We start from the raw sequence: 13,105 nt of genomic DNA on the forward strand, positions 1-13,105 counted from the left end.
TGTCTTTTGCACTCATGCCTGTGTCAGGCGTGAGAGCCTTTCCACCATGCTGCGGCTTGTTTGCCGATGACATCGATAGGCTGGGAGGCGTCCACGATCAATGTCAGCGGTTCGCCATAAGGCGGTTCGAGGGTCGCGAACTGGCTGTCCACCAGGCTGGCGGGCATGAAGTGCCCAGGCCGGTGCGAGCAACGTTCGGCGGCGAGTTCCTTGCTGAGTTCCAGAAATACAAAACCCAGGCCAGGCACCGCATCACGCAGGCGCTGGCGATAGATGAGCTTGAGCGAGGAGCAGGTCAGGACCGGGTGTTCACCCTTGGCGAGGGCGGCAGCCATCTCTTCGCCCAGGCGGGTCAGCCAGCCGGCACGGTCTTCGTCGTTGAGGGGGGTTCCGGCGCTCATCTTTTCGATGTTGGCCGGTGGGTGGAACGCATCGCCTTCGATCAGGCGGCCGCCGCTGTTCAGCGCGATCTCGGCACCCACGGCGCTCTTGCCGCAGCCAGACACACCCATCACCACAAGGGCGGAAATAGCAATATTCGCAGTTGTCACAGTAGGCACCTCATCTGGAGACAGCGCTGTCTTCTTGCGGGTGGACATGAGTCTCAGCCCGGGCTGTTCCAGTTATTTGTCGTTGTTTTGGGCTCATCAATAAGCATGGGAGGCTGTTCTCCGCGGGACCCGAACCGGGCAACCCCTGTGAAACCAGCGATAAAGCATTGTCACGTTCCATGAGACAGCGCTACCTTATGGGGCATTCGACACATTTGGCAACCCCTATGTTAGTTGGCAACGCATGATACGCATTGGTTCCCGCTCGACCGGTCGCCCCACGCTCAATGAAGTGGCGAAGCTGGCTGGCGTCTCTCCGATCACCGCTTCGCGTGCGTTGCGCGGCATCAGCACCGTAGCGCCTGAACTCGTCGAAAAGGTCCGCGCTGCGGCGCAGAGCCTGGGTTATGTAGCCAACCCGGCAGCCAGGGCGCTGGCTTCTTCCTGCAGTCAGACCGTCGTGGTGCTGGTGCCATCGCTTTCCAACCAGCTGTTCATCGAGACGCTGGAAGCCATTCAGGACGTGTTGCGCGTGCGTGGCCTGGACGTGCTGATCGGCAACTACCATTACTCGCCCGAAGAGGAAGAGAAGCTGCTGCGCAACCATCTGGTCAATCGCCCGCGCGGTATTCTGCTGACCGGTTTCGACCACACGGCAGCGTCCCGCCAGATGCTTGAAACCAGTGGTATACCCTGCGTGCACATGATGGAACTCGACACCCGCCTGGGCGCTTATTGCGTCGGATTCTCGCAACAACAGGCCGGCGCCGAAGCTGCGCATCACCTGCTCGGGCGTGGCCGCCGTCGGCTGGCGTACATGGCCGCCCAGCTCGACCCTCGGGTACTGCAACGTGGCGAAGGGTTCCGTCGAGTGCTGGAAAGCGCGGGGCTGTTCGACCCGGCGCTGCAGGTCTCGACCCGCCAGGCCTCCTCGATCGGTCTGGGCGGGGAGTTGTTCGCGCGTCTGCTTGACCAGCATCCGGATGTCGACGGGGTGTTCTTCTGTAACGACGACCTGGCGCAGGGCGCTGCACTTGAGGCCTTGCGCCTGGGCGTCGCGATTCCCGAACGGGTCTCTCTGGTGGGTTTCAACGACCTGCCGGGGTCCGCGCACATGGTGCCGCGCCTGACCTCGATACGCACGCCCAGGGAAGAAGTCGGGCAGCGTGCGGCTCAGGTATTGCTGGGCTTGCTTGACGGGGTCTCCCAGCATCCGCAGGTGGATCTCGGGTTTGAGCTGGTGGTGCGGGAAAGCTCTTGAGTCTTTTCCCCGGCTAACCCTGGCGAGCTTCCCCGGTTCATTGCGCTGACCAATGGTAAGGGCGCTCTGCGGGCTCGATGCCTCCGGGCTGGAGTGCCCGACCGTGCTGTCCTGCACTGTCGGGGATACCCTCATTCGAGCGGTTGCGGCCCATTTCGACTGTTATTTCTGACAGTACCCATCCCCCCGTGTTGAGTATTCAATGACCTTACGTTTTTGGCTCGGAGCGGCATAAGTGTCTTGGCCGCATCGTTGGATGACGGGGATATATCTTCTTATCTATTCCCCGTTCTGGCGGTCTTACAAGACCTATTGAAAGGTGAGAGAAATGCAAAAAAAAGCATCTCAGAACGTTAGAGCCTTGACGCATATCGTCGACCCCGTCGGTTCAGGTGTCCCCCTGGACATCGCGTGGTTGACCGGCATTATCCCGCTGGGCTTTGTACCCGCAGAGATCGCTATCAGCCCCGATGAAACCACGTTGTATGTCGCTCATGAAAGCGGCCGGGAAGTCAGTGTGGTCGACATCGCCAGCGCCAGCGTGACGGGGGCCATCAAGCGGGCAGGGGCGGGCGCGATTACCCTGAGTCCCGATGGCAAGAGGCTTTACACCATCGGCCAGAAAAGGTGCTACGTGGTCGATACGCGCATGCGCGAAGTGATCAGGATACTTCCGGCAGCCAACGTCAACAGGATTCTGTGCAGTGCCGATGGCCGTTTTATCTGCCTTTCCTTTCAGAACGCGCTCGGCGGGTTGATTCGCCTGATCGAGACCGAGAATTACACGGTCGAAAACGAGTTCGATCTGGGCGCCCTGACCAACGCGTCGCTGGCCCTCGGGATCAGCCCGTTGAACGACAGGTTTTACGCGACCATGCTGGTTGACCGGACCGCGCCTACCGATGTTCTTGCGATCAGCAAGGTCGATTACCTGCAACATGACATCCCCGGGTTTTCCGACCCGCGTTCGATGGCCTTCAGTTCCGATGGCGCCTGGTTGTATGTCGGCGGCATCGACGAGGTCTACATCATCGATGCCGCGACCAATAAAACCTTCTATCGGGAAAGGATCGGCACGCAGGGCTACCCGGTGAAAGTCATCGGAGTGACGCCGGATGACCGCTATGTGTACGCGATCTATACCTGTAATTACGATGTCTACCGGATCGACACGGTGAAGGGGATCGCCACCTGCATCGCTTACTTTCCGTCAGTAGGTGGCGCGGTCCTCAACAAGACCGGCACGTATATCTACTCCTCCCATCCGGACATGAGCTGGATTTCGATCTACCGGCTATAAAGACTCCAGCAGTGGCCTGGCTTGCGTGGTATCAGCCGGGTCGACCGGTCAGTCGGCGTCAAGCGCTGCGACACCGGCCCTGGCGATCTGAGCATCCTGTTCGGCCTTCACGCCTGAAACCCCCAGCGCACCGATGACCTGGCCGTCGACGATGACCGGCACACCGCCTTCCAGCGACGTCAGCAGCGGAGCACTCAGGAATGCAGTGCGCCCGCCATTGACCATCTCTTCGTACCCCTTGGATTCACGTTTGCCGAGTGCCGAGGTGCGCGCCTTTTCAATCGCGATGTAGCTGCTGATGGCGGCGGCGTCGTCCAGTCTCTCGAATGCCAGCAAATGGCCGCCGTCATCAACGACGGCGATGGACACGGCCCAGCCATTGGCCTGCGCCTCTTCGCGTGCGGTGCCGAGCATCAGGCTGACTTCGGTCTGGGTCAGGACGGCTTTGATCTTCATGGGGTTCTCCGGAGCAGTGATTATTGAATAGGGTTCAGTGTGATTCAGGCGTGCCAAGTGCCGCGTCGATCAGTTCGATCCAGTGCCGCACTGGCGTTCGGCCGGCGCTGGCCAGATGGGTCTGACAACCGATATTGGCGGTGGCGATGACCTGCGGCTTGCCGCTCTCCAGCGCGTTCATGCGGTTGTCGCGCAACTGGCGGGCGATGGCAGGCTGGGTGATGGAGTAGGTGCCTGCAGAGCCGCAGCATAAATGACCGTCCGCCACTGTGGTCAGATTGAAGCCTAGACGAGTCAGGACGCGCTCGACTTCGCCGCCGAGTTTTTGCGCGTGTTGCAGCGTACACGGGCAGTGAAACGCCAGGCGCGTCTCGGCCTTTATGCCGAGGGTTTCCAGGGGCTCGTCGCGCAGCAGTTCGACCAGATCCTTTGTTCGCGCGCTGATCTGCTCGGCCTTGTCGGCGTAGCCTGGATCATGGCGCAGCAGGTGGCCGTAGTCCTTGACGAAGGCTCCGCAGCCACTGGCCGTCTGGATCAGGCTTTCAGCACCGCCCTGTAGCGCAGGCCACCACGCATCGATGTTGCGCCGCGCCCGGTCCAGCCCGGCCTGCTGTGCGTTGAGGTGATAATCCACGGCGCCGCAGCAACCCGCCTGGCTGACCGCCGTAATGCCGATGCCCAGACGATCCAGCACCCGCGCCGTGGCGCTGTTGGTGTTGGGCGACAGGCCCGGCTGAACGCAACCTTCCAGCAGCAGCACCTGGCGCGCATGACCGGTGTGCGGGCGAAGGCCGGCAGGGTGTACCGTTGCCGGCAGCTTGCTGGCCAGGGGCTGTGGCAGCAATGGCCTGAACTTCAGGCCCATGCCGGTCAGGGATCTGAACAGTCCGGGGTGGGGGATGACCCGACGCAAGCCTTCACGCAGCATGCGTTCGGCGAGTGGCCGCGGGACCAGGTCTTCAACCGCCGCGCGGCCGATGTCCAGCAGGTTGTGGTAATCCACGCCGGACGGGCAGGTGGTTTCGCAGTTGCGACAGCTCAGGCAGCGGTCCAGATGCAGACGGGTTTTCTCGGTGACCGGCTGACCTTCTAGCACCTGCTTGATCAGGTAGATCCTGCCGCGTGGACCGTCCAGCTCATCCCCCAGCAATTGATAGGTCGGACAGGTGGCGTTGCAGAAACCGCAATGCACACAACTGCGCAGGATACGTTCGGCTTCTTCGGCACGCGGCAGGGTTCTGGCGTGTTCACTTAATGTGGTCTGCATGTTTCAAAGCTCCGCGTACAGTCGGCCGGGGTTGAAAATCCCCTGCGGGTCGAGTCGGGTCTTGAGTGCCTGATGGTAGCGCAGCACAGGTGCGGCCAACGGCTCGAATGGGCTGTCGACGACGCCCTGGCTGTAGCAGGTCGCATGGCCGCCAACCGCCATGGTGATCGCTCTAATGGTTTGTCCGTCCGCGTCCGACTTGAGCCAGCGTTGCGCGCCACCCCAGTCGATCAGTTGCTCGCCCGGCAGATCCGGCAGGCGGCTGTCGGCAGGTACACAGAGCCGCCACAGGGGCCGCGGGTCATCGAAGAAGGGCAGGCGATGCGCATTCAACTGCTGCCAGTAGGCGGCATCGAGCAGCTCGCCGCCGAGCCGGTCCCGGGCTGCTGCCACTGAACCTTCACCACCTTCCAGGCGCAGGCGTAGTACGTGGCCATCGTGGCTGGCTGCGCTGATCGGTATCGGTTGCTGACCCCACTCGGCAAGGCGGGCCAAGGCCAGCGCGCTGTCCATGTGCAGCACGATGCTGCTGCACAGACGTGGTTTTGGCAGCACTTTGAGCGACACCTCGGTCAGCAGCCCCAGGCAGCCGAAACTGCCTGCCATCAGGCGCGAAACGTCGTAGCCTGCGACGTTCTTCATGACTTCTCCGCCGAAACGCAGGTGCTTGCCAAGACCGGTGATGACCCGTGTGCCCAGCACGAAATCACGCACCGACCCGCTCCACGGGCGGCGCGGTCCCGAAAGCCCCGCAGCGACCATACCGCCGAGCGTCGCAGCGCCAAAGTCTGGCGGTTCGCAAGGCAGCATCTGGCCTGCGGCGTCCAGTGTCTGGATCAGCTCGCTCAATGGCGTGCCGGCGCGCGCAGTAATCACCAGCTCTGTCGGGTCATAAGTGACGATGCCCCGGTGCTCGCGGGTATCGAGTACTTCGCCAGCGGTTTCACGACCGAGAGAAGCCTTGCTGTTGCCGCCCTGAAGACGTAACGGCGTGTTGTCGCGCAGCGCCTGTTCGACCCGCTCGAGCAGTGCCTGGCTGACATCGTTGTCCATCGTGCTCATCAGAAGCGCTCCAGGTCGGGGAACGGCAATTGCCCGGCGTGGATGTGCATGGCACCAAATTCCGCGCAACGGTGCAGGGTCGGGATGTTCTTGCCAGGGTTGAGCAGGCCGCTGGCGTCGAATGCCGCCTTGATGGCATGGAAGAAGGTCAGTTCGTCGCTATTGAACTGGGCGCACATCTGATTGATCTTCTCGCGACCGACACCGTGTTCGCCAGTGATGCTGCCGCCGACCTTGACGCACAGCTCGAGGATTTTGCCGCCCAGTGCCTCGGCGCGCTCCAGCTCACCCGGTTGATTGGCGTCGAACAGGATCAGCGGGTGCATGTTGCCGTCACCGGCATGAAACACGTTGGCGACACGCAAGCCGTATTGCCCGGATAACTCCCTGATGCTGCGCAATACGCCCGGCAGCTCACGGCGCGGGATGGTCCCGTCCATGCAGTAGTAATCCGGCGACAGGCGACCCACGGCCGGGAAAGCGTTTTTGCGCCCGGCCCAGAAGCGGACCCGTTCGGCCTCGTCTTTCGCCTGGCGCACGTCGGTGGCGCCCGCCAGTGTCAAGACCTCGCTGACCCGTTCGCAGTCAGCGTGCACATCGGCTTCGACGCCGTCCAGTTCGCAGAGCAGGATGGCTTCGGCATCGACCGGGTAGCCTGCGTGAATGAAATCCTCGGCGGCACGAATCGCCAGATTGTCCATCATCTCCAGCCCGCCGGGGATGATGCCCGCCGCAATGATATCGGCCACTGCACGTCCGGCCTTTTCCACGGAATCGAACGCTGCCAGCAGTACTTTGGCCACTTGCGGTCTGGGCAACAGCTTGACGGTGACTTCGGTAATGACGCCGAGCATGCCTTCGGAGCCGGTGAACAGTGCCAGCAGGTCGAAGCCCGGCGAGTCCAGCGTGTCGCTGCCCAGCGTCATGGGCTCGCCTTCCACCGTCAGGATTTCGACCTTGAGCAGGTTATGCACGGTCAGCCCGTACTTGAGGCAGTGCACGCCGCCGGCATTTTCCGCCACATTGCCGCCGATGGAGCAGGCGATTTGCGAGGACGGGTCTGGCGCGTAATACAGGCCGTGGGGCGCTGCCGCCTGGGAAATGGCCAGGTTGCGCACGCCGGGCTGAACCCGCGCCAGGCGCGCCGAAGGGTCGATCCCGAGGATCTGATTGAAGCGCGCCATGACCAGCAGCACGCCTTTTTCCAGCGGCAGCGCGCCACCCGACAGCCCGGTGCCCGCCCCACGAGCGACCACCGGTACGCGCCGTGCGTGGCACAGCCTGAGCAGCGTCTGGACTTCTTCCACATGACGCGGCAACGCCACCAGCATCGGTGTGGTGCGATAGGCTGACAACCCGTCGCACTCATAAGGCCGCAGCTCTTCGGGGCGATGCAGGATGTCCAGGTCGGGCAACTGCTGTTGCAGCGCCTGCAACAGTTGCTGCTTGTCGACGGCAGGCAGCACGCCGTCGATGCGTTCGTCGTACAGAATGTTCATCAAGCCACCCTGGGTTGTTATTGTCGGGTTAATGCATCCTAGCTCATTCGCTGCGAGGCTTGAGTTGACAGCGAGGGTCCGATCACGCAATTTACGCATTACGTAATGGGTTTACGAAAATAAAAACACCGCATCCATGCGATATTTACCTGCTACCCCTGTTGTACGCAGCGCATCGTTACCGCGTCGACCTGACTGCATTCGTGCGTATTCAGCGGGTCGAGCATCTGGCCCGGCAGCCCTCGGTCTTTTACCAGGCACACCCTGATGCACAATCGGACAAGCCGGAGTAGGCTGCCCTCATGAAGATTCTTGGTCTGCAACTGATATTCGGTGATTTTCTCGCACGCAGCGTGCGAGGGATTCCGTGTGCGCCGCCCGCAGGACAGTGATTGCCAGGGTTACTCACTCTCACTTTCCTGCAAGGAGCCAGTCATGGCTGATCTTTACGAAAATCCAATGGGCCTGATGGGCTTTGAATTCATCGAATTCGCATCACCGACGCCCAATAGCCTTGAGCCCGTGTTTCAGATGATGGGCTTCACCAAAGTCGCGACCCACCGCTCCAAGGACGTGTCCCTGTATCGTCAGGGCGCGATCAACCTGATTCTCAACAACGAGCCGCACAGCCTGGCATCGTACTTTGCCGCCGAGCATGGTCCTTCGGTATGCGGCATGGCGTTCCGCGTGAAAGATGCGCAGAAGGCCTATAGCCGGGCGCTTGAACTGGGCGCCCAACCGCTGGAAATCGCTACCGGGCCCATGGAGTTGCGCCTGCCCGCCATCAAGGGCATCGGTGGCGCGCCGCTTTACCTGATCGATCGCTTCGGCGAGGGCACGTCGATCTACGACATCGATTTCAACTTCATCGAGGGCGTTGACCGCCACCCGGTCGGTGCCGGTCTGAAATTCATCGACCACCTGACCCACAACGTGTACCGCGGGCGCATGGCGTATTGGGCCGGTTTCTATGAAAAGCTGTTCAATTTCCGCGAGCTGCGTTACTTCGACATCAAGGGCGAATACACCGGCCTGACCTCCAAAGCCATGACCGCCCCGGACGGCATGATCCGCATTCCGCTCAACGAGGAATCGTCCAAGGGCGCGGGGCAGATCGAAGAGTTCCTGATGCAGTTCAATGGCGAAGGCATTCAGCATGTAGCCTTCTTTACCGATGACCTGATCAAGACCTGGGACGCGCTGAAAGCCACCGGCATGCGCTTCATGACTGCGCCGCCGGATACCTACTACGAGATGCTGCAAGGCCGCCTGCCCGACCACGGTGAGCCGGAGGCCGAGCTCAAGTCACGCGGGATTCTGCTCGATGGTTCTTCCGAAGGCGGCGAGCGTCGTTTGCTGTTGCAGATATTCTCCGCAACGCTGATGGGCCCGGTATTTTTCGAATTCATTCAGCGCAAGGGCGATGACGGGTTTGGCGAGGGCAACTTCAAGGCACTGTTCGAATCCATCGAACGCGACCAGATCCAGCGTGGTGTACTGACGCCGGACTGAGTGATCACCAGAGGCGTCCATATTGCGCGATCAGACGAGCCTGCCCAGGCTCGTTCTGAGTCAGTTGTGCTTGAGCACGTCAGCGTGCCAATTGTGAGAAGAGATATAACGCTTGGTGAATTCATGCGCCGGCATGGGGCGACCATACAGATAGCCCTGGCCTTCGTCGCACACATAATGGCGCATCAGACTTTCCTGCTCACGGGTTTCTATGCCTTCTGCCGTGACCTGAAGATTGAAGCCGTTTGCCAGCCTGACGACGGCCTCGACGATGACTTCGTCTTTTTTGCTGCGCTCCACGCCACTCACGAATGAGCGGTCGATCTTCAGTCGTGTCACCGGATAGTCTTTCAGCAGGCTCAGGGACGCATAGCCGGTACCGAAATCATCGAATGCGATGCCCACACCCAATGAGCGAAGGTGGCGCAGCGGTTCCATAATGCGCTGTTCGTTTCGCAGGATGATGTTTTCCGTGATTTCCAGTTCGAGTGAGTGTGCCGGCAAGGAAAAGTCTTCAAGCGCGCTTTCAACCATTTCGGCAAAGTCCCGCATGCGAAACTGCGCGGCGAACAGGTTGACGCCGATGCGGAATTCCTCGCAGCCGGTATTTCGCCATTGCGCTGCCTGCTCACAGGCTGAACGCAGTATCCATTCGCCCACCGGCACCGCAAGAAGACTGGCTTCCAGTGCCGGTAGAAAAACCGCAGGGGACACGACACCCAGTGTCGGATGGTTCCAGCGTATAAGGGCTTCGGCTCCGGTGATACGACCATCCGCAAGTCGTACCTGAGGTTGGTAGTACAGCTCGAACTCTTTGTTGGCCCACGCCTGACGCATCGATGAGCTGAGCGCGCCTCTTCTTGACGCGGTCTGTCGATGCTCGGAGGTGAAGGTGCGTACCAGGGAGCGGCCGTCAGACTTGGCCTGGTAGAGCGCCAGATCCGCATTGCCGAGCATTTGCTCCTCATCGTAGTCGGAGCCACACCTTACGGAGACGCCGATGCTGGCGCCGATATAGATTGAATTGTCTTCAAATTCTATCGGCTCCTCGATGACCGCGATGAGCTCCAGGCCCAGCTTGATCGCCTTGTCGGGGTCTGCCGTTTCGGACAGGAACACGACAAATTCATCGCCGCCCAGACGCGAGACCATATGGCAGGCCGGTACGTGTTCGCGAAGACGGTGAGAGGTCACCTTGAGCACAAAATCACCCGCAGCGTGGCCCAACGTGTCGTTGACGTCCTTGAACCCGTCCAGATCGATCAGCAGGATGGCTGCTGAAAGCTGAGCATCGCACGCCTCCTTGATCCGCCTCTTGAGCGTCGATCGATTGGCAAGCCCGGTCAGGTGATCGTATTCGGCCGCATGCTTGAGTAATTTGTCCGCCTCGACACGCTGGGTGATGTCACGAATGATCGCTCCGAATTGTGGCTCGCCGGCAGACGTCCATTGTGAGAGCGAGAGCTCGATGGGGATGGTATGACCGTCGCGATGGATGGCCGTCAGGTTGATGGATTTTCCGATGATGGAGGCCGGACCGCCTGCAGCCACCCTCGACAGACCGGCATGGTGCCTGGAGCGCATTTCGGGCGGAATAATGATGTCGAGAGGCTTTCCCATGGCGTCCTCGGATCGATGCCCGAAAATGAGCTCGGCCGAATTGTTCCATGAGATGATCCGGTTTTTGCTGTCCGAGCAGATGATCGCGTCGGGTGAAGTCGAGGTGATATTCATGAAGCGGGTGTGGCTGTCTTCATTCTCCAGTTCGAGCCGACGCAACTCCATTCTTTCGATGACCATGACTGCCAGGTCCTGAAGAACCCGCTGATCTCGCTCCGAGAAAGTCTCCCTGGGTTTATTGTCGATCAGGCACAGGCTGCCCAGCACATGACCGCTGGCGGTTATCAGCGGCGCCCCGGCATAAAAGCGAATATAGGGAGCGCCGACCACCAGAGCGTTTGAGCTGAACCTCTCATCCTGCAAGGCATCCGGTACCAGAAAAACGTTACGGCCCATGAGCGCGAAATTGCAGAATGAGACGTCGCGGCCCGTTTCGCAGACATCGAGGCCAACGCGCGCCTTGAAGAATTGCCGGTCTCGATGAACCAGAGAAATCAGCACAATGGGCACATCGAAAATCCGCGATGCCATTTGCACGATCTGATCGTATTCGTGCTCAGGTGGGGTATCCATCAACGAAAAGGCATTCAAGATACGAATACGTTCTTCGTCATCATCGCCGACCGGGTAAGTGTTCATTTGAGGCCATCGCTATAAGCTGATCGCGCCTGAAACACGCAGCGATCGATGGGCAACGCCGCTGTGCCGGCACCGTTGAAAGCACCCTGCCAACACGCGCCTGCGCCATGCCGGAAAAACAACGTTCGATACATTGGCATTGGAGCACCTCTCACAGTAGCGTATCGGCAGCTGTTTTCGGACAGCTCAGAAGCTGTATCGTCAAAAAACCGGATACCTGTAACAACTTCTTGAGCAACTAGCCAGGCGGGCATCGATCCAACTAAGGCCAGCGTTACCTGATGCAACAAGATGTTCAGGTTAAGTGTCGCAAAGGTATGGAAACTGCATAGAAGGTTTCACTGCCAATTTGATGACAATCCTATGAAGCCGCTTTCCTTTATTTCGACGAGGCTTACACCTTCGGCGCTCAGCAAAGCGTTGATCGGCTTTATTGCCCTGGTCTGTCTATCGTTGATCATGGCCACCGCCTGGCAGATGAACCAGTCCAAGCTCGAGCGCTTGGCCACCGCCAGGATTGCGGTGTCCAATATCGTGCTTGCTGCTGAGCAACAGGCTCAGGACACCCTGCAACAGGCTGACAACACGCTGCGAGACCTTGCCGAGCGTGTTGAGCAGGATGGCGCCGCAGGCGAGCAGCAAAGCCGCTTGACCAGGCTGATGGCTCAAGACCTGGTGAACGTCAAAGGGCTTCAGGGGCTGTTCATCTACGATGCTCAAGGCAACTGGGTCGCCAACTCCTTTGCCAAGGGCGTGCAGACCAGAAACAACGAAGACCGCGCCTACTTCATTTATCACCGCGACAACCCTGACCCGTCCATTCATATAGGTTCCATTGTCGAAAGCCGCAATACGGGGGACATGATCATCCCGGTCAGTCGGCGTATCAATGCGGCGGATGGCAGTTTTGCAGGCGTTGCCCTGGCCACGGTGCCGGTGACTTATTTCCAGGCGTTTTTCCAGCGCATGGATGTAGACGACAAGGGCGTGATCTTCCTCGCTCTGAACAATGGCGACCTGCTGGCGCGTAGGCCCACATTAACCGCACTGATGACCACCAATGTGGCCAAGGGCGATATCTTCACTCGCTATCTGCCGTACAGCGACAGCGGCACCGCAGTGATCAACTCCGTGGTGGATGGGGTGGAAAGGATCTATGCCTATCGGCGTGTGTCAGGATTGCCCATCGTCGCCGCTGCCGGTATCTCCAGTCAGCATGTGTTCGCGCCCTGGTGGGCCTATGCACAGCGCTCCATGACCATCACCGGCATCATTATCCTGGCGCTGGTTTTTCTGGGCGTCCTGCTGTATCGGCAAATCCAGCAGTTGATCACTGCGGAGGGGGAACTGAACATTGCCAGGAACGACCTGGAGATCATCGCTCACACGGACAGCCTGACGCACCTGGCCAATCGACGCTGCTTCGATACGGCCTTGCAGCAGGAGTGGGGGCGGGCTAGCCGGAATGATGCAACCATCGCAATTATTTTGCTGGATATCGACTGGTTCAAACAATACAACGACACCTACGGCCATCTGCAGGGTGACGACTGCCTGAGGCAAGTGGCGGGGCTGATTGGCAACAGCCTCGACCGGTCTGGGGATATGGCTGCACGTTACGGCGGCGAAGAGTTTGTCATTCTGTTGCCTGAAACCGACCTGGCAGGGGCGCTGAAACTTGCGGAAAAAATCAGATCATCCATTGAAGCCAGTTGTATAGAGCACTCGTCCAGCCCGCTGGGCAGGCTGAGCATCAGCTCGGGCGTGGTGGCGATCAACGCAGCAGAGAAGAAGGATGCGCACACCGCTGCGCTGAAGGAAGCGGATCGACTTCTTTACCTGGCCAAAACCAAAGGGCGTAACCGCGTCGAAGGTCGCTCGATTCAAGGGTGGCAAGCAGATAGCCATTTTGCCAGGGTATCCAGCGCTTCCCCCTGA

Annotated in this window: 10 protein-coding genes and 1 pseudogene; 5 read left to right on the forward strand and 6 right to left on the reverse strand. The window is 59.9% G+C overall.

From position 1 onward, the window contains the following. Positions 1–23: 23 nt before the first annotated feature. Positions 24–512 (reverse strand): gluconokinase, encoded by a 489-nt coding sequence (locus KBY08_RS04270; protein WP_024638672.1) that lies wholly within the window; start codon positions 510–512, stop codon positions 24–26. 283 nt (positions 513–795) lie between these two features. Between KBY08_RS04270 and KBY08_RS04275 the strand changes: the two genes are divergently transcribed. Beyond that, positions 796–1,812, forward strand: coding sequence for a LacI family DNA-binding transcriptional regulator (locus KBY08_RS04275; RefSeq protein WP_024642321.1), 1,017 nt, complete (start codon positions 796–798; stop codon positions 1,810–1,812). A 328-nt stretch (positions 1,813–2,140) separates the two neighbouring features. Beyond that, positions 2,141–3,112 (forward strand): YncE family protein, encoded by a 972-nt coding sequence (locus tag KBY08_RS04280; RefSeq protein WP_024638673.1) that lies wholly within the window; start codon positions 2,141–2,143, stop codon positions 3,110–3,112. 48 nt (positions 3,113–3,160) lie between these two features. Here KBY08_RS04280 and KBY08_RS04285 read toward each other — a convergent pair whose 3' ends face one another. The 4 genes from KBY08_RS04285 to glcD are packed head-to-tail and all read right to left on the reverse strand — an operon-like array spanning position 3,161 to position 7,396. Then, positions 3,161–3,568, reverse strand: coding sequence for a heme-binding protein (locus KBY08_RS04285; RefSeq protein ID WP_011268368.1), 408 nt, complete (start codon positions 3,566–3,568; stop codon positions 3,161–3,163). Positions 3,569–3,602: 34 nt separating this feature from the next. After that, on the reverse strand, positions 3,603–4,835 hold the full coding sequence (gene glcF / locus KBY08_RS04290) for a glycolate oxidase subunit GlcF (RefSeq protein WP_003403772.1): 1,233 nt from the start codon (positions 4,833–4,835) through the stop codon (positions 3,603–3,605). Between the two features lie 3 nt (positions 4,836–4,838). Continuing rightward, a complete protein-coding gene (gene glcE, locus KBY08_RS04295; RefSeq protein ID WP_024642320.1) occupies positions 4,839–5,897 on the reverse strand; it encodes a glycolate oxidase subunit GlcE in 1,059 nt (352 codons plus the stop codon). Next, positions 5,897–7,396, reverse strand: coding sequence for a glycolate oxidase subunit GlcD (glcD, locus tag KBY08_RS04300; protein WP_003403770.1), 1,500 nt, complete (start codon positions 7,394–7,396; stop codon positions 5,897–5,899). The genes glcE and glcD overlap by 1 nt, the downstream gene beginning before the upstream one ends. 134 nt (positions 7,397–7,530) lie before the next feature. Here glcD and KBY08_RS04305 point away from each other — a divergent pair. After that, a pseudogene (locus KBY08_RS04305) lies at positions 7,531–7,689 on the forward strand (maleylacetoacetate isomerase); the annotation flags it as partial. Positions 7,690–7,831: 142 nt separating this feature from the next. Then, positions 7,832–8,908, forward strand: a complete 1,077-nt coding sequence (gene hppD / locus KBY08_RS04310) for a 4-hydroxyphenylpyruvate dioxygenase (RefSeq protein WP_010438666.1) — start codon at positions 7,832–7,834, stop codon at positions 8,906–8,908. Positions 8,909–8,968: 60 nt separating this feature from the next. Here hppD and KBY08_RS04315 read toward each other — a convergent pair whose 3' ends face one another. Then, the gene (locus tag KBY08_RS04315) at positions 8,969–11,167 is read right to left on the reverse strand and encodes a putative bifunctional diguanylate cyclase/phosphodiesterase (RefSeq protein ID WP_104684397.1); all 2,199 of its coding nucleotides are present in this window, start codon (positions 11,165–11,167) and stop codon (positions 8,969–8,971) included. A 363-nt stretch (positions 11,168–11,530) separates the two neighbouring features. Between KBY08_RS04315 and KBY08_RS04320 the strand changes: the two genes are divergently transcribed. Continuing rightward, positions 11,531–13,105 carry a sensor domain-containing diguanylate cyclase gene (locus KBY08_RS04320; RefSeq protein ID WP_024651386.1) on the forward strand — a complete coding sequence of 525 codons (1,575 nt, stop codon included), beginning with the start codon at positions 11,531–11,533 and terminating at the stop codon, positions 13,103–13,105.

It is taken from the genome of Pseudomonas sp. P135 (genome assembly GCF_020312125.1).
Lineage (GTDB): Bacteria > Pseudomonadota > Gammaproteobacteria > Pseudomonadales > Pseudomonadaceae > Aquipseudomonas > Aquipseudomonas fragariae.